Here is a 16,186-nt window from a genome sequence, read left to right as displayed (position 1 = left end):
TAGTGTTGATTTTTCTACTACAAAACGTTTGGAGCACTCGGCCATCGAGCCGACGGGGAATCTCATGACGCAAGCCAATAACGCCGTTCACACCGATCTCAGTGTCGACGATCTGGTTAAAGAAGCCCTCAAACGCGAAGAAGGCGTGCTGTCCGATACTGGCGCACTCGTCGTGGAAACAGGCCACCGCACAGGCCGCTCGCCTGTCGACCGCTTCATCGTAGACGAACCCTCCACTCAGGCTGCGATCGCCTGGGGCCCGATCAACCGCAAGTTCCCGGCCGACAAGTTCGATGCCCTGTGGGCGCGTGTCGAGGCGTTCAACAACGCCCAGGAACACTTCGTTTCCCACGTGCACGTAGGCGCAGCCGAAGACCACTACCTAGCGGTCAAGATGACCACCCAGACGGCCTGGCAGAACCTGTTCGGTCGTTGTCTGTTCATCAATCCGGCCCAGTACAACCCGGCCGGTCGTGAAGAATGGCAAGTGCTCAACGTGGCCAACTTCGAGTGCGTGCCCGAGCGTGACGGCACCAACTCCGACGGTTGCGTCATCATCAACTTCGCCCAGAAGAAGGTCCTCATTGCCGGTATGCGCTACGCCGGTGAAATGAAGAAAGCCATGTTCTCGGTGCAGAACTTCCTGTTGCCGGCCTCCGACGTGCTGCCAATGCACTGCGCGGCCAACATCGGTGAAGACGGCGACGTGACGCTGTTCTTCGGTCTGTCCGGCACCGGTAAAACCACGCTGTCCGCCGACGAGACCCGTTACCTGATCGGTGACGACGAACACGGCTGGGGCGAAGGCGTTGTCTTCAATATCGAAGGCGGTTGCTATGCCAAGTGCATCGACCTGTCCGAGAAGAACGAGCCGGTGATCTGGAAGGCCATCAAGCACGGCGCCGTCCTGGAAAACGTGGTGCTGGACGCAGCCGGCCATGCCGACTATGCCGACAGCAGCCTGACTCAGAACAGCCGCGCCGCTTACCCGCTCGAGCACGTTGAAAAGCGCTCCGAGAAAAACCTGGGCGGCGAGCCAAACGCGGTGATCTTCCTGACCTGCGACCTGACCGGCGTGCTGCCACCCGTGTCGATCCTCAGCGAAGAACAAGCGGCCTACCACTTCCTGTCGGGTTACACCGCACTGGTCGGCTCCACTGAAATGGGTTCAGGCGCTGGCATCAAGTCGACGTTCTCCACCTGCTTCGGCGCACCGTTCTTCCCGCGTCCTGCTGGCGAATACGCAGAGCTGCTGATCAAGCGTATCCGCGGTTTCGGCTCCAAGGTCTATCTGGTCAACACCGGCTGGACCGGCGGCGGCTACGGTGTCGGCAAGCGCTTCAACATTCCGACCACCCGTGGCGTCATCGCGGCCATCCAGAGCGGCGCGTTGATCGGTGCAGAAACCGAGCACCTCGACACTGTTAACCTGGATGTCCCGACTTCCGTGCCGGGCGTCGAAACCGGCCTGCTCAACCCGCGCAACACCTGGGCTGACAAAGCGGCGTACGACGAAGCAGCCAAAGCACTGGCCGGCCTGTTCATCGAGAACTTCAAGAAGTTCGACGTGAGCGACGCGATCAAGGCAGCGGGCCCGAAGCTGTAAGATCGGCGCCTGCTAAAAAGAAACCGCCCTTCGGGGCGGTTTTTTTATGCCTGCGCGATAGCTAGCCGTCCGCCTTCGTCGTCGCTGGAAAGTCCTGGGTGATGTCGAAGCTGCCCTTCGCCACCACGCTCTTCGCGTTACACAGCCTGGCGTCGAACCCCGGGTGGCGCTCGCCATGCTCGGCGGCGTACGCAGCGGCTTCCCGGGTGCATTCGTCGGTGGGCTGCTCAGGGGACAGCGCGGCATTGAATTGAAACGTACCGATCAACCGATAGCGGTCGAGCAGTTTGTTGGGGGAGGTGAGTTTCTCGATTTTGCTGAAGACGAGCTGGACGTTGCTGTTATTACCACCTTTGTCCGTATCGAAATACTGATAGTACGAACCGGTGTCGTAGGACGCGCTGTTTTCATCGTGGGCCACTTCGACTCGGCCCCCCTGAAACATGATCGCCTTCTTTTCCTGATCGGGGTTATCGAAGGAGAACCCGAGAATCGGCCCGATGCTCACCTCATTGCGGTCGCCTTCGGCTTCCTGATCTGCGCTCAGCGTCAGCCAGTTGGAGCCAGGCAGTTTGCCGGGTAAGAAGCCCACGGCTACTTGATCGCCTCTTGCTTCGTAGTGCAGGTTCAGCGCTCCGCTTACCTCGACGCTCATGACCTTTTGCAGGGGCGATGCACTCGCGGTTGCCGCGTTGGTCGTCTTGGCATCATCGCCGCAGCCCGAAAGAAGAGCGGCTGCAGCGGCGAGAAACAGCGGAAACAGGCTGGTGTGTGTTCGCGGGGCTGCTTGAGGCATGGTGTTCCGTCCGTAATCGCTGCGGGTTTCTTTGACCTTAGCTCCCTATGACCGCATAAAACGCTTGCGGGTCAATGCAGCGATGACAAAAAGCGGGACGAAGAAGCCGCCCTTATGGGCGGCTTCCGCAAGAATTCTGTTTTTCACCAGCGTAGCGCTCAGCAGGAGGCCATTGGCGATGGACGGGAAAGCCACGTAATGCGCTAGTCGCCCTTGTCATGAATTGCAGGTTTTGTCAGCAGATGTCCTTGTAGGCGCTATGCCCTTTTGCGAGGCTTGCCGCCAAGCCTTGCGCGGGCTTAAACGGCGTGCCTGCGACCATGCTGAAGCCAGTTGCTTTATTCGCGTAACTGACATGACGTTCAGTTTTATAGTCTTCAAACAAAACGGTGTACGAGTTTTTGCGCATTTTGATGAACTCGGCTTCGTGCATCACGATACTTTGATGCAGCTTGCCAATCTCGATAGCCGACAAGTTGAGTTTTCGCTGGAGCTTAGTTCCCCATCGGGTCAGGCATGCTTCGGCGTAATGTCGCACCAGCTTGCCAGGCTCTGTCAGGTCGCCTGGCCCACTTGCGCCCGTGAGCGAAGCGTTACCCACCAGCGTAGCGTAGCGTGACGTCCGGCCATGGGATATATGCTGACTTTGGTCTTGGGGTCTGTCTTCGGAATGATGCAAGAGAACCCTTTGGAGCGTTCATCGCGGGCATAGAAGCCTACATATTCTTTAACGTTGCTACCGAGAGAAACTTTTTCAGGCTGATAATTCAGTGGGCCGGGCACTGGGTCGACCGCAAAGATATTGACCGGGATTTGACGTGTGACCGGATTGGCCATCAGCGCATTGGCGAGCATGTGGCAACTGACGCCGCCCCGACTCCAGCCCACCAGATTGATTTGTTTTGGAATCAAGCCGCCTTTTCTCAGGTTCTTGATCAGTTGTTGCTGGAGTTCCTGCGGGCTGATGCGATTACCGTAGTCGTATTGCCGCCAGAACCAGGAGCCATGCGCCTGAGCGTCGGGGATAGGCACGTCGGCTTTTTTGAGACGCAGGTAGTCAGCTTCTGAAAGTTTGGTTCTTTGCCAATCGAATTTGCCATGAACGATGTTGACGGCATGCTGCACATTCTCATGCCAGCCTTTGCCGAATGCGGTGCCAGACCAGCCAAACCCTTTGGATTCGGTGAACAGTTCATCGGCCTGCATGTTGCCGCTACCCGGCCCGTCGATGACAATCCACTCGGCGAACTCGTGACCGTCGATGTTGTTCGCCAATGTAGCGACCAACTCACCGTTCCAGTAGTTCTTGTTCAAGTTGTCGTATTTGGTAGAGCCGGTACCGCAAAAGAAAATTGTAAATGTTGTCATGTTTCTAGCCTCGTTGGTTGATAGGTCTGACGAGGTTAGAAGACGGTTTGAGAACATGTCGGCTGCTGTTGTTACTGCGTGTTAGTTAATAAGCACTGATGGGTTTCTCGGCACGTCAGTTGATCACCTATCAGGCGGAATATTCCCGGGCCGCCGTGCAGTATTGCTCTTGCGCCAGTTTGTTTTTGTCGCTCTTGTCTTTGGCGACGCGTTTGCTCCAATCGCTGCACATGTCTTTGAAGTAGGGTACGGCGGCGCGGCGGCATTCACGGTGTTCGACACTGTCGGCCAGGAAGTTCATGCAGACACTGTTGGTTTCAATGTGGTTGTTGGAAATGCGATAGCGGGCTTCGTAGCGGTTGCGGCCGTCAATTTCGCGGATGAACACGCCCGCTACTTCGTAGCGTCGCGCGGGCTCTGTTTTGGGTTTGGCGGCGGCAGCCTTGTAGTTCGCCATGTAACGATCTGAAACCATGCCTTGGGGGCGAGTGACTTGGGAGTCGTTGGCCTGAGCTTCACCGAAGCGGCAATTGATGACGTCCCGGTCGATGACATTGCCGTCTTTCAGGCAGGCGTCGAGCGGCCGCGCCGCGGCGGGCTGGGAGATATCGACCTTGGGGGCGATATAAACCACTTGTTCGACGTTGCGTACCTGAGCGACGGGCTCTGGGTCAGGCTCGCTGACCACCTCAGCGATGGGCGGCGCAGGGATGACCGTTGCTGCCGGCTTGGGCGTGCGAAACATCTGCGCGATCAGAAAGAGGATGGCTATCAGCAGTGCCAGGCAGATCAAAAGGCTGCTCAACGGCCAATTGCTTTTGCCTGATGCAACACTGCTTCGGGTGGGATGAGAACCGAGCACGACGTCGAACTGACCGGGTGCCAGCCGCTGCATGGTGAGTCCGTCATCCTCGGGCTGCGGTGTGGTGGGTTGCATTGCCTCTCCTTGGCGAATCTTCTGACGTAGACGGGATTACCGCCGAACGGGCTGTCTGATGTGCAGCGATGGGTTGCGTCGCGCGAGATTAATCGTCGGAATGCCGTTTTGCCAGTACCGCGTACGGTACTTGTATCCGGGATGTATCCTGTCCGATATTTCTGTAATGGTTTAGGTGTATTGCGCCCGGACCCACCGCGCTATGGTTCACGCCCTTGCGACGGTCAAAGGAGTGGCACACATGCATCAAACCCTTGAGCAGGTTTTCGGTTATCGGCAGTTTCGCGCCGGACAAGAGGCCGCCATCAGTGCGGTGTTGGCAGGACGCTCCGCTGCGGCAATATTTCCCACAGGTTCCGGTAAATCCCTCTGCTATCAGCTGCCTGCGTTGCTGCTGCCGCATCTGACCTTGGTGGTGTCACCGCTGCTGGCGCTGATCCAGGACCAGTTGGCTTTCCTTCAACGGCACGGCATTGCGGCAGCGAGCATCGACTCCGCGCAAAGCCGCGATGACGTCGCCGAGGTCATGGCCAGGGCCCGCTCCGGTGAGTTGAAAATCCTGATGATTTCCGTCGAGCGCCTGAAGAACGAGCGCTTCCGGCATTTCATCACTCAGGTGCCAATCTCCCTTCTGGTCGTGGACGAAGCGCACTGCATTTCCGAGTGGGGCCACAACTTCCGGCCCGATTACCTGAAACTCCCTGACTACCAGCGCGAGTTCAACATCCCCCAGGCGCTGCTCCTGACAGCGACCGCGACGCCCCAAGTCATCAATGACATGCAAAGCAAGTTCGGCATCGCGCCGGACGATGTGGTGACGACCGGCTTCTACCGACCCAACCTCACGCTGCGGGTTGAACCGGTTGCGGGCCGGGACAAGCGCCGGCGTCTGGTGGAGTGGCTCGGCGAACGGGCCGGGCGGCCGAGCATTGTCTACGTCACGCTGCAAAAGACTGCCGAGTTCGTGGCAGCTCATCTGTCGCAGAACGGCATCCCGGCGTACGCCTACCATGCCGGTCTGCCCCACGATAAGCGCGAGTCGATCCAGCGCCAGTTCATGGACGGGCGCCTGAACTGCATCGTTGCCACGATCGCGTTCGGGATGGGCATCGACAAGAGTGACATCCGCAACGTCGTGCATTTTGATCTGCCCAAATCCATCGAGAACTACAGCCAGGAAATCGGCCGTGCGGGGCGCGACGGGGCGACGTCGGAGTGTCTGGTCTTGGCCAATCGCGACAGCCTGAACGTGCTGGAAAACTTTGTGTACGGCGACACGCCGGAGCAGGAGGGCATCCGGCTGGTGCTGGAAGATCTGCAAGGGGCGCGCAACGACAGTCAGTGGGAGTTTCTGCTGGCGCCTTTGTCGGACCTCAGCAACATCCGCCAACTGCCCCTCAAAACGCTGCTGGTGCAGCTGGAATTGCGCGGGATCATTGCGCCGCGTTATTCGTATTTCGCGGAGTATCGCTTCAAGTACCTGATAGAGCCGCAGGTGCTGGTGCAACGCTTTCAGGGCGAACGACGCCAATTCGTGCAGGCGCTGACCGAGACGTCAAGCCGGGCGCGCACCTGGGCAACCGTGAATTTCGACGCGATGTATCAGCAGTATCAGGCCGAGCGCGGGCGAGTGGTGACGGCGCTGGATTTCTTTCAGGAAAAGGGCTGGATCGAACTCGAAAGCAAGCAGATGACGGAGGTCTACAGCCTGATCGCCGCCGACTTCGACGCGCAGGCGCTGAGCGAGGAGTTGCATGACTACTTCGTCCATCACGAAAAAACCGAAGTCGCGCGCATCCACGCGATGCTCGAACTGTTTGCCAGCGAGCAGTGCCTCAGCCATCGTCTCGCCCGATACTTCGGCGACGACCGTGCGCCCGAGCAGTGCGGCCATTGCTCGGTGTGCGAGGGCCATGTGGCTGTGCTCCCCGAGCCGCCAGCCTTGACGCCGTTGAGCGAGCAGAACTTCGTAGACCTGTGCAGCGAGTTCGTTGGCAAGCACCTTGAGGTCCGAGGGCATGAGCCGGGTGCGGAGTGCCTGACGCGGTTTTTCTGCGGTATCAGCGTGCCGATGTTTACCCGGCTCAAGGCCCGTAATATCGGCGGGTTTGCGGCGCTGGAGGCGTATCCGTATGCCGAGGTGCGGGAATGGATTCAGGGCCAGATTCAATAGCCTTTACCAACCTCATAAACGAAGAAGCACAACAGACAAACCGGAGGGAGCCACATGAACGACACTCCGCAGCGCGCCGACTATCGCCACTTCCAGCCGATCGTGACGCGCTGGCACGACAATGATGTGTACGGACATATTAACAACGTCACGTATTACAGCTTTTTCGACAGCGCCGTGAATACCTACCTGATCGAGCAGGGCGGGCTGGATATCCACGACGGTGAAGCGGTGGGCTTTGTGGTGAGTTCGTCGTGCGATTACTTTGCGTCGATTGCCTATCCGGAGTTGATCGAGGTCGGGCTGCGGGTTGGCAAGCTGGGCAACAGCTCGGTGCAATATGAGCTGGCGGTGTTCAAGGCGGGGGAAGACGAAGCGCGGGCGGCAGGCCGCTTCGTGCATGTGTTCGTGGATCGGGCGTCCAATCAGCCGGTGCCGATCCCGACGGGGTTGCGGCAGGCGCTTGAGCGATTGGTGGTTTGAAAATGAAAACGGCCGCGTCAAGGGCGGCCGGTTTTCATCGGGTCAGGTGCGCGAGTCGGACTCGACGGTGTCAGTCACGATGGTGCTTACGATGACCATACGCATGGCCACGACCGTGTTTGTAGTCGCGGCGATCGCCACGGTAGCCACGGCCTCGGTCGTCGTCACGGCGGCTTTCGTCGCCCATGTAGTTGCCGAGTGCGCCGCCCGCGCCGCCGCCCGCCGCTGCGCCGATCAGACTGCCCGTGCTGCCGCCGACACTGCGGCCAATCACGTTGCCGCCCGCGGCACCCAGGCCGCCGCCGATTGCGGCTTCGGTACGGTTTCTGCGGTTGGCGCCCACTGCGCCGCCGGCCGCGCCGCCAAGGCCGGCACCGATTGCCGAACCTGTGCTGCCGCCGACCTGTTGGCCAACGACGGAGCCGAGTACCCCACCCAATGCGCCGCCCACGCCGGCCGTCACGTTATCGCCTGCTGAGGCAAAACCGCTGACCAGTGAGAACGACAACAACAGAATCGAGGAATACTTCATGTAGGAATGCTCGTAGGGATGACGTCGCGATCCTGCAAGTATGAAGAAAATGTCACAATCGAATTCCGACGAGTAACACGACCTGTATACAAAACGCTAACTTATTGTTTTGGCTTGGGAACCTAAGTCAGGTTGATGAGTCATACGCTACTGGACAAAGGCCCGAATCTCGCGATTCGGGCCTTTTTTTGTGGCTGCTGCGCAGGTGAGCTTGATCGCGCGTGACCAGTACATCCGGTGAACATCCAGCGGCTGAAAGGTCCCCTTCGCGAGCAAGGACGTGAGTCAGCGAGCTATCTCGATCAGTGCGATGAACCTGTGGGAGTGAGCTTGCTCACGAAGGGGCCGGAACACTCAGCCAATTCTCTGGAGACTGAAAGCAGGTCTATGCGGGCCATCTCGCCCACATAGACATGCTTTGCTACGCAGATTAAATAATACGCGCGGTCTCCACATGCCGTTCCAGCTTGATCGCGACGAACTTGGACGTCGGCGTGCTGCTGCCGTCGCCGACGCTTTCCAGCGGCACCAGCGGGTTCACTTCCGGGTAATAGGCGGCAGCCTGGCCGGCAGGGATGTCGAACGGCAGGAGGGTGAAGCCCTTCACGCGACGCGTGATGTCATCGCCCCAGATCGACACGATGTCGACTTTCTGACCCGGTACGAAGCCCAGCCGAATGATGTCGGCCTCATTCACGAACATCACGTCACGCTGACCTTTAACGCCGCGATAACGGTCGTCCAGGCCATAGATGGTGGTGTTGTACTGATCGTGCGAACGCATCGACTGCATGATCAGGTCCGGCACGATGCCTGTCCCGCGCACGCTTTCATGCACCAGATCGCTCGGCAATACGTTCGGCTTGAAGTTGGCCCGCGCACTTGGCGTGTTCCAGCGACGGGAGCCTGCGGCGTTGCCCAGATAGAAACCGCCCGGGTTCTTGATCTTCTCGTTGAAGTTCTGGAACGACGGAATGGTGTCGGCGATCAGGTCGCGAATGCGGCTGTAGTCCGCTACCAGCCACAGCCAGTCCACCGGCTGCTTGCCCAGCGTTGCGTTGGCGATGCCTGCCAGGATCGCAGGCTCGGAACGCATCTGCGGCGACAGCGGCTTCAGCTGGCCGTTGGACGCATGGACCATGCTGAACGAGTCTTCAACGGTCACTGCTTGCGGGCCTTCGGCCTGGATGTCGATGTCGGTACGGCCGAAGCACGGCAGGATCAGCGCTTCTTTGCCATGAGCGAGGTGACTGCGGTTGAGCTTGGTGCTGATCTGTACGGTCAGGTCGCAGTTGCTCAGGGCTTCGAAGGTGCGCGGGCTGTCCGGAGTGGCCTGGGCGAAGTTGCCACCCAGCCCGATGAAGACTTTCGCACGGCCTTCCAGCATCGCGTGAATCGCTTCGACGACGTTATGGCCGTTTTCACGCGGCACCTTGAACTGGAAACGTTTCTCCAGCGCATCGAGGAAGAACGCCGGCGGACGCTCGTTGATGCCCATGGTGCGGTCGCCCTGCACGTTACTGTGACCGCGCACCGGACACAGGCCCGCGCCGGGCCGGCCGATGTTGCCACGCAGCAGCATCAGGTTGGAGACTTCCTGGATGGTCGGCACCGAATGGCGATGCTGAGTGATGCCCATCGCCCAGCACATGATCACGTTCTTGCCTTTGGCGTACATGCGCGCGGCGAGTTCGATGTCGGTCAATGGCAGACCCGATTGCTCGACGATGAATTCCCACGAGGTATCGTCGATGGCCGCCAGGTATTCCAGTACGCCGTTGGTGTGCTCATTGAGGAACGTGTGATCGAACACCGATGGCTCATTCTTCGCCTGGGCTTCACGTTCCCACTGCAGCAGGAACTTGGCCATGCCGCGCAGCAGGGCCATGTCGCCGCCCAATGCCGGACGGAAATACGCCGTGTTGGTCGGCTCGGAGCCGTTGCTGAGCATTTCCAGCGGGTGCTGCGGGTGCTGGAAACGCTCAAGTCCACGCTCTTTCAGCGGGTTGACGCACACCACCTGGGCGCCACGTTTGACCGCTTCACGCAGCGGCTCCAGCATGCGCGGGTGGTTGGTGCCCGGGTTCTGGCCGAGGACGAAAATCGCGTCCGCGTGCTCGAAGTCCTCGAAGGTCACCGTGCCTTTGCCGACGCCCACGCTTTGCGACAACGCAACGCCGCTGGCTTCGTGGCACATGTTCGAGCAGTCAGGGAAGTTGTTGGTGCCATAGGCACGGACGAACAGCTGATACAGATACGCCGCTTCGTTGCTGGCACGGCCCGAAGTGTAGAACTCGGCCATGTTTGGGCTTGGCAGGTTGTTCAGGTGCTTGGCGATCAGGGCGAAGGCGTCGTCCCAGGCGATCGGCTTATAGCGATCGGTCTGAGCGTCGTAGACCATTGGCTCGGTCAGACGGCCCTGATATTCCAGCCAGTAATCACTTTGCTCAAGCAGCGCGCTCACGCTGTAGCGGGCGAAGAAAGATGGGTCGACGCGGCGCTTGGTCGCTTCCCAATTCACCGCCTTGGCGCCGTTCTCGCAGAACTTGACCATGCCGCTTTCCGGCGAATCACCCCACGCGCAACCCGGGCAGTCGAAGCCGCCGTTCTGGTTGGTCTTGAGCATCGTGCGAATGTTCTTTAGGGCGTTGTCGCTGGTCAGCCAGAAGTGGGCGACGCTGATCAATGCGCCCCATCCGCCAGCTGGGCCTTTGTAGGGCTTGTAGCGGGGGGTCGATACCTTGTCGGCTTCTTTATGCATGCTCACGCTTGATTCTCCAACGCAGGACTGTAAACCCGCGGCGCACTGTGTTTAGGCAGATGAATGAGGTTGAGGTTGTGGCGGCGAGCCCATTGCAGCGCCAGGCCGGTCGGCGATGACAGGCTGACAAGGGTCTGAATGCCGGCACGTAATACTTTTTGAATCAGTTCGAGACTGCAGCGGCTAGTGACGATAGCCAGCCCGCCCGTGGTCGGGATGTTCTGGCGAATCAGTGCGCCGATCAGCTTGTCCAAAGCGTTATGTCGGCCGATGTCTTCACGACCTAAAAGAATTTCGCCCCGAGCGTCCATGAACATAGCCGCATGTACCGCGCCGCAGTGTTCGCCCAACGGCTGGAATTCGCCCATGCGCGCGCGCAGGCCTTTCAGCCATTCGGCGGGGGGAAGGGGCGCGCCGGGCAGCACGTTGAGCTCGGGCAAGGCCTGCTCGACGGCTTCGACACCACACAGGCCGCAGCCGCTGGTGCCGGCCATTTGCCGACGCTGGGTTTTCAGGTTCCAGAAGGCGCGGCTGGCGATTTCAACTTCTGCGGTCTGCGCAGAGCCACAACCACCGAGCTTGATGTCGTAGATCTCGTCCGGTGATTCGATGAGCCCGCTGCCGATGCTGAAGCCGACGATGAAGTCTTCCAGATCGCTGGGCGTGACCAGCATGACCGCCTGGCTGATGCCGTTGTAGGCGATCGCCAACGCGACTTCCTCGGCCAGCACATTGGGCTCGCTGACGTCGTGTTCGAGGTTCGAATAGCTGTAGGACTGGCTTGCGGCGGGCGCGGGCAGTTGTTGTGCGGGCGCCGTGATATCCATGTGCTTGGCGTGCATTGGGAGTAACCGGCAGAATGATTAGGCTTAAGCCTAGGCCTCCGGTCGGATTACGTCTAATCGCTAGTACTGATGCACCGATAGATGACGTCGATCAACTCTCTTGCATCATCGTGTGATAGAGCGCCAGACAGGCTTCAGCCAATGCCGAGCGCGGCGCTGAGCGACGCATGATCAAGCCTAGTCGAGCCAGAGTCTGTGCGTCTTCGATGGGTTGCAAACGCAGATGCTCGGTGAGGGATTCCAGCCCGCCGTCCAACGGCATGATCGCGCAGCAGAAGCCGCCATGAACCGCTTGCAGCAGCTGATGGACCGCATCGGTCTGAATGATCGGCTGCGGATGGAGGCCGCGGCTGTGGAAGTTGTGATCGATGGACTGCCGAAAGTGCATGCCGCTGGTGAGCAGGCCCAAGGGCAGTTTGGTCAGGCTTTCCCAGCTCGACGTCTCTTCGGCAAAGCTGAAATAGCGCTGGTCATACATCACACCCATCCGCGTCTCGGCCAGTTGTAATGAGTCGAAACGCTCGGAGTCCAGTCGGTCCAGATACGAAACCCCGAGGTCCAGACGGTTGCTGGCGAGTTGATCGAGAATCTGCTCGGAGCTCAGGGATGAAAGCTCGAAGCGCATGTTCGGGTGCAGGGAATGCAGGCGTTGCAGCAAGGGCAGCGGATCGAAGTTAGAAAGCGGCACCACGCCCAGCCGTAATGTGCCGACCAGATGCCCGCGACAGGCGGCGGCTTCAGCCTGCAAGCCGTCATACGCTGCCAGCACCGTGCGCGCCCATGCCAGAACGCGTTCGCCCGGCGCGGTGAATCCTTCGAAGCGTTGGCCGCGATTGACCAGCGGCAGGTCCAGCTCTTCTTCAAGACTGCGCAGACGCATCGACAGGGTCGGTTGCGTGATATGGCAGCGCGCAGCGGCCTGCCCGAAGTGACGGGTTTCGTCGAGGGCGATCAGAAATTTCAGCTGTTTAATGTCCATCTTCATTCCTTGAGGCACAGGCTGGCCCGGCGAAGTCTATCGCGACCGACCGTCAAATGGCTTGAAACCTTGAGACGCGGCCACGGGTCGGAGGTTTGTCGGGCAATGTCAGCGGAACAGATGTTGCGCGGGAAACCACAACGACACTACGACGACACCAAGGAGAAACCCATGAGTCTGTTCAGTTTTGTGAAGGAAGCCGGTGAGAAGCTTATCGACCTGCTCACCCCAGGAAACGCCAACGCCAGCGATGAGCTGAAAAAGCACATCGAGTCTGTCGGGTTGGGCAATCCCAACGTTCATGCGACGGTCGAAGGCGACAAGATTACGTTGACGGGCGAAGTCGCCAGTCAGGAAGAGAAAGAGAAGATTGTACTGGCGGCCGGTAACATCGCCGGTGTTGGCAGCGTTGATGATCAGCTGACCATCGCCGCCGGCGCACCTGCTGTGGTTGCTGCGACGTTCCTCACTGTTCAGAAGGGCGATACCCTCAGCGCCATTTCGCTGCGCGTGTATCACGATGCCAACAAGTACCAGAAAATCTTCGACGCCAACAAGCCGATGCTGAAGGACGTAAACAAGATCTATCCAGGTCAGGTTCTGCGTATTCCTGAGTAAGCGGTAAGTTGTACTGGCCGTACGGGAAACCAGCCTTAGCGCTGACCGTACGGCAACCCCTGCTGCATGATTCTTACAAGCCCTGTATCAACGCCCGATAATCCTCAACAGCCTTGAATTCTTCGGTGTCTTTCGGGCCTTTTCGGCTGTCCGGCTCACGCACTGCCAGCAAATGGCCAATGCCGTATCGCCCGGCGCTGCGCAAGATCGGCAAGGTGTCGTCGATGAACAGACTGCGCGCCGGATCGAACTTGATATCGTCCTGCAGCGCGTCCCAGAACTGCGGGTTTTCCTTGGGATAACCGTAGTCATGGGAGCTGATCAGACGCTCGAAGTAAGGCGCCAACTCCAGTCTTTCCATCTTCAGCGACAGCGAGTCGCGGTGTGCGTTGGTGATCATGATGAGCCGTTTCCCGGCCTGCTTGAGGGCGGCCAGAAACGTCTCGGCGTCGGGGCGCAAGGCGATGAGGTGAGCGATCTCGACTTTCAGGTCCTTCACCGACAGGTTCAGCTCCGTGCTCCAGAAGTCGGTGCAGTACCAGTTAAGGGTGCCGGCGTTTTTTTCGAAAAGCGGCATCAGCTCCAGTTGCGCCATCGCCAGACTGACCCCGTGCACTTCGGCATAGCGCTTGGGCAGATGCTCCAGCCAGAAGTGATTGTCGAAATGCAGGTCGAGCAGCGTGCCGTCCATATCCAGCAGAACGGTGTCGATATCGCGCCAGGGCAAAGAAGGCATACAAGTCTCTCGGCGTTGAAGGGGTCGCGTGGGTTTGCGGCGAAGACATCCGCAAAAGCCACGGTATAGTAACCCGTCTACGCCAAGGAGCTCGTCATGCAGCAGAAACCTACCGTCCTCTCTCGCGAAATCGTCGCGAGCAGCCGTCTGTTCCGCGTTGAAGAAGTGCAGCTGCGCTTTTCCAACGGCGTCGAGCGTACCTACGAGCGGCTGGTCGGCAGCGGCAGTGGCTACGGCGCGGTGATGATCGTGGCCATGCTCGATGCCGACCACGCCGTGCTGATCGAGGAATACTGCGGCGGCACTGATCAGTACGAACTGTCGTTGCCCAAAGGCTTGATCGAACCGGGCGAGGACGTGCTGGCCGCCGCCAATCGCGAACTCAAGGAAGAAGCCGGTTATGGCGCGCGGACCTTGGTGCACCTGACCGAACTATCCCTTTCGCCCGGCTACATGAGCCAGAAAATCCAGGTCGTGCTGGCTACCGATTTGTATGAGGAAACGCTGCCCGGCGACGAGCCTGAGCCGATGCGCGTGGACAAGGTCAATCTGCGTGAGCTTTCCAGTCGGGTTCAGAATCCGCAGTTCACTGAAGGGCGCGCGCTGGCGGCGCTGTACCTCGCCCGCGACCTGCTGGCCGAGCGTGGGGATTTTCTGCCATGAACCCGACATTCGCCCAATTGCCGCACCCGCTGCTTGCGCCGGTCATAGAGCTTTGCCGGCGGGCCGGCGAAGTCATTTTGCCGTTCTGGCGCTCCGGCGTGGAAGTCGAGGTCAAGTCGGATGACTCGCCTGTCACGGCCGCTGACCTGGCCGCCCATGAGCTGTTGATGGCGGGCCTCAAGGCGCTGGATCCGAGTATTCATATCCTGTCCGAAGAGGACGCCAACATCCCGTTGAGCGAACGCAGCCAGTGGCAACGCTGGTGGCTGGTGGACCCGCTGGACGGTACCAAGGAATTCATTGCCGGCAGCGAAGAGTTCACCGTCAACGTGGCGCTGATCGAGAACGGTCGTGTGGTGTTTGGCGTGGTGTCGATGCCGACCAATAACCGCTGCTATTTCGGTGGCGCCGGGCTGGGTGCGTGGCGCAGTGACGATTCGCAGCATCTGGCGCGGATCAGCGTGCGCAATGAGCCGGGCGCGGGAGAAGCGTTCACCGTGGTCGCCAGCCGCCGTCACTCCAGCCCCGAGCAACAGAAGTTGCTGGCCGGTTTGTCGGAAGTGGTGGGTGAGCTAGAGCTGACCAATATCGGCAGCTCGCTGAAGTTTTGCCTGCTGGCCGAAGGGGCCGCCGATTGCTACCCGCGTCTGGCGCCGACGTCTCAGTGGGATACCGCTGCTGCACAAGGTGTGGTGGAAGGGGCGGGCGGCGTAGTGCTGAACCTGGACGGCACGACCTTCGAGTACCCGGCGCGGGAGACGCTGCTGAATTCGTATTTCCTGGCGTTACCGGCGGAAGCGGCATGGCGCGGCGCGTTGCTGGCGTTGGCGAGGGCTTGAGCGCACATCAGCTCTGAGGACGCCGTAGGGGATCAATTGTGGGAGCGAGCTTGCTCGCGAATAGGTCGGTCTATCCACGCCATTTTCAGCGGCTGGAATGCCGTCTTCGTGAGCAAGCTCACTCCCACAGGGGCTGTGTCTGCTGCGAGAAAGCGCGGTGTCAGAAGACGCTGCAGATGTCTCTGCTGAATACGGATTGTGGGAGCGAGCTTGCTCGCGAATAGGTCGGTATATCCACGCCATTTTCAGCGGCTGTAATGCCGCTTTCGTGAGCAAGCTCACTCCCACAGGGGCTGTGTCTGCTGCGAGAAAGCGCGGTGTCAGAAGACGCTGCAGATGTCTCTGCTGAATACGGATTGTGGGAGCGAGCTTGCTCGCGAATAGGTTGGTACATCCACGCCATTTTCAGCGGCTGTAATGCCGCTTTCGTGAGCAAGCTCACTCCCACAGGGGCTGTGTCAGCTGCGAGAAAGCGCGGTGTCAGAAGACGCTGCAGATGTCTCTGCTGAATACGGATTGTGGGAGCGAGCTTGCTCGCGAATAGGTCGGTACATCCACGCAATGTTCAGCGGCTGTAATGCCGCTTTCGTGAGCAAGCTCACTCCCACAGGGGCTGTGTCAGCTGCGAGAAAGCGCGGTGTCAGAAGACGCTGCAGATGTCTCTGCTGAACACGGATTGTGGGAGCGAGCTTGCTCGCGAATAGGTCGGTACATCCACGCAATGTTCAGCGGCTGTAATGCCGCTTTCGTGAGCAAGCTCACTCCCACAGGGGCTGTGTCAGCTGCGAGAAAGCGCGGTGTCAGAAGACGCTGCAGATGTATGTGCTGAATACGGATTGTGGGAGCGAGC

Annotated in this window: 13 protein-coding genes and 1 pseudogene; 6 read left to right on the top strand and 8 right to left on the bottom strand. The window is 59.5% G+C overall.

Annotated elements, in window-relative coordinates; genetic code table 11:
- Nucleotides 1-64: 64 nt before the first annotated feature.
- Nucleotides 65-1,606 carry a phosphoenolpyruvate carboxykinase gene (locus QMX88_RS01970; protein WP_282365755.1) on the top strand — a complete coding sequence of 514 codons (1,542 nt, stop codon included), beginning with the start codon at nt 65-67 and terminating at the stop codon, nt 1,604-1,606.
- Nucleotides 1,607-1,667: 61 nt separating this feature from the next.
- Here the strand turns inward: QMX88_RS01970 and QMX88_RS01965 are convergent, their stop codons facing one another.
- The 3 genes and pseudogenes from QMX88_RS01965 to QMX88_RS01955 form a co-directional block, all read right to left on the bottom strand.
- Nucleotides 1,668-2,402, bottom strand: coding sequence for a hypothetical protein (locus QMX88_RS01965; protein WP_282365753.1), 735 nt, complete (start codon nt 2,400-2,402; stop codon nt 1,668-1,670).
- A 235-nt stretch (nt 2,403-2,637) separates the two neighbouring features.
- Nucleotides 2,638-3,770, bottom strand: a pseudogene (locus QMX88_RS01960) (hypothetical protein).
- A 130-nt stretch (nt 3,771-3,900) separates the two neighbouring features.
- On the bottom strand, nt 3,901-4,707 hold the full coding sequence (locus tag QMX88_RS01955) for a hypothetical protein (protein ID WP_282365752.1): 807 nt from the start codon (nt 4,705-4,707) through the stop codon (nt 3,901-3,903).
- 241 nt (nt 4,708-4,948) lie between these two features.
- Between QMX88_RS01955 and QMX88_RS01950 the strand changes: the two genes are divergently transcribed.
- Together QMX88_RS01950 and QMX88_RS01945 are read left to right on the top strand one after the other, a co-directional pair.
- Nucleotides 4,949-6,880, top strand: a complete 1,932-nt coding sequence (locus QMX88_RS01950; protein WP_282365750.1) for a RecQ family ATP-dependent DNA helicase — start codon at nt 4,949-4,951, stop codon at nt 6,878-6,880.
- 54 nt (nt 6,881-6,934) lie between these two features.
- Nucleotides 6,935-7,363 carry an acyl-CoA thioesterase gene (locus QMX88_RS01945; RefSeq protein WP_192171334.1) on the top strand — a complete coding sequence of 143 codons (429 nt, stop codon included), beginning with the start codon at nt 6,935-6,937 and terminating at the stop codon, nt 7,361-7,363.
- Nucleotides 7,364-7,433: 70 nt separating this feature from the next.
- Here the strand turns inward: QMX88_RS01945 and QMX88_RS01940 are convergent, their stop codons facing one another.
- The 4 genes from QMX88_RS01940 to QMX88_RS01925 all read right to left on the bottom strand — a co-directional run bounded on the left by QMX88_RS01940 (nt 7,434) and on the right by QMX88_RS01925 (nt 12,480).
- A complete protein-coding gene (locus QMX88_RS01940) occupies nt 7,434-7,895 on the bottom strand; it encodes a glycine zipper domain-containing protein (protein ID WP_037016408.1) in 462 nt (153 codons plus the stop codon).
- A gap of 430 nt (nt 7,896-8,325) precedes the next feature.
- Nucleotides 8,326-10,656 carry an FdhF/YdeP family oxidoreductase gene (locus QMX88_RS01935; protein WP_282365923.1) on the bottom strand — a complete coding sequence of 777 codons (2,331 nt, stop codon included), beginning with the start codon at nt 10,654-10,656 and terminating at the stop codon, nt 8,326-8,328.
- Nucleotides 10,657-10,658: 2 nt separating this feature from the next.
- Nucleotides 10,659-11,498 carry a formate dehydrogenase accessory sulfurtransferase FdhD gene (fdhD, locus tag QMX88_RS01930; RefSeq protein WP_192171333.1) on the bottom strand — a complete coding sequence of 280 codons (840 nt, stop codon included), beginning with the start codon at nt 11,496-11,498 and terminating at the stop codon, nt 10,659-10,661.
- A gap of 94 nt (nt 11,499-11,592) precedes the next feature.
- A complete protein-coding gene (locus tag QMX88_RS01925; RefSeq protein WP_192171332.1) occupies nt 11,593-12,480 on the bottom strand; it encodes a LysR family transcriptional regulator in 888 nt (295 codons plus the stop codon).
- A gap of 171 nt (nt 12,481-12,651) precedes the next feature.
- On the opposite strand from QMX88_RS01925, the gene lysM reads away from it, so the two are divergent.
- A complete protein-coding gene (gene lysM / locus QMX88_RS01920) occupies nt 12,652-13,098 on the top strand; it encodes a peptidoglycan-binding protein LysM (protein ID WP_282365740.1) in 447 nt (148 codons plus the stop codon).
- 73 nt (nt 13,099-13,171) lie between these two features.
- Here the strand turns inward: lysM and yrfG are convergent, their stop codons facing one another.
- The gene (yrfG, locus tag QMX88_RS01915; RefSeq protein WP_282365738.1) at nt 13,172-13,834 is read right to left on the bottom strand and encodes a GMP/IMP nucleotidase; all 663 of its coding nucleotides are present in this window, start codon (nt 13,832-13,834) and stop codon (nt 13,172-13,174) included.
- A 96-nt stretch (nt 13,835-13,930) separates the two neighbouring features.
- On the opposite strand from yrfG, the gene nudE reads away from it, so the two are divergent.
- Nucleotides 13,931-14,497, top strand: coding sequence for an ADP compounds hydrolase NudE (gene nudE, locus QMX88_RS01910; protein ID WP_282365736.1), 567 nt, complete (start codon nt 13,931-13,933; stop codon nt 14,495-14,497).
- Nucleotides 14,494-15,336 carry a 3'(2'),5'-bisphosphate nucleotidase CysQ gene (cysQ, locus tag QMX88_RS01905; RefSeq protein ID WP_282365734.1) on the top strand — a complete coding sequence of 281 codons (843 nt, stop codon included), beginning with the start codon at nt 14,494-14,496 and terminating at the stop codon, nt 15,334-15,336. Before nudE ends, cysQ begins: the two co-directional genes overlap by 4 nt.
- The last annotated feature ends 850 nt before the right edge of the window (nt 15,337-16,186 follow it).

It is taken from the genome of Pseudomonas sp. PS02290 (assembly GCF_029960075.1).
Taxonomy (GTDB): domain Bacteria; phylum Pseudomonadota; class Gammaproteobacteria; order Pseudomonadales; family Pseudomonadaceae; genus Aquipseudomonas.
Note: the sequence above shows the minus strand (reverse complement) of the source record. Positions and strands in the feature narration are given on the sequence as shown.

Coding starts and splice junctions, on each gene's coding strand:
- QMX88_RS01970 (WP_282365755.1), top strand. CDS start 65: ATGACGCAAGCCAATAACGCCGTTCACACCGATCTCAGTGTCGACGAT.
- QMX88_RS01965 (WP_282365753.1), bottom strand. CDS start 2,402: ATGCCTCAAGCAGCCCCGCGAACACACACCAGCCTGTTTCCGCTGTTT.
- QMX88_RS01955 (WP_282365752.1), bottom strand. CDS start 4,707: ATGCAACCCACCACACCGCAGCCCGAGGATGACGGACTCACCATGCAG.
- QMX88_RS01950 (WP_282365750.1), top strand. CDS start 4,949: ATGCATCAAACCCTTGAGCAGGTTTTCGGTTATCGGCAGTTTCGCGCC.
- QMX88_RS01945 (WP_192171334.1), top strand. CDS start 6,935: ATGAACGACACTCCGCAGCGCGCCGACTATCGCCACTTCCAGCCGATC.
- QMX88_RS01940 (WP_037016408.1), bottom strand. CDS start 7,895: ATGAAGTATTCCTCGATTCTGTTGTTGTCGTTCTCACTGGTCAGCGGT.
- QMX88_RS01935 (WP_282365923.1), bottom strand. CDS start 10,656: ATGCATAAAGAAGCCGACAAGGTATCGACCCCCCGCTACAAGCCCTAC.
- fdhD (WP_192171333.1), bottom strand. CDS start 11,498: ATGCACGCCAAGCACATGGATATCACGGCGCCCGCACAACAACTGCCC.
- QMX88_RS01925 (WP_192171332.1), bottom strand. CDS start 12,480: ATGGACATTAAACAGCTGAAATTTCTGATCGCCCTCGACGAAACCCGT.
- lysM (WP_282365740.1), top strand. CDS start 12,652: ATGAGTCTGTTCAGTTTTGTGAAGGAAGCCGGTGAGAAGCTTATCGAC.
- yrfG (WP_282365738.1), bottom strand. CDS start 13,834: ATGCCTTCTTTGCCCTGGCGCGATATCGACACCGTTCTGCTGGATATG.
- nudE (WP_282365736.1), top strand. CDS start 13,931: ATGCAGCAGAAACCTACCGTCCTCTCTCGCGAAATCGTCGCGAGCAGC.
- cysQ (WP_282365734.1), top strand. CDS start 14,494: ATGAACCCGACATTCGCCCAATTGCCGCACCCGCTGCTTGCGCCGGTC.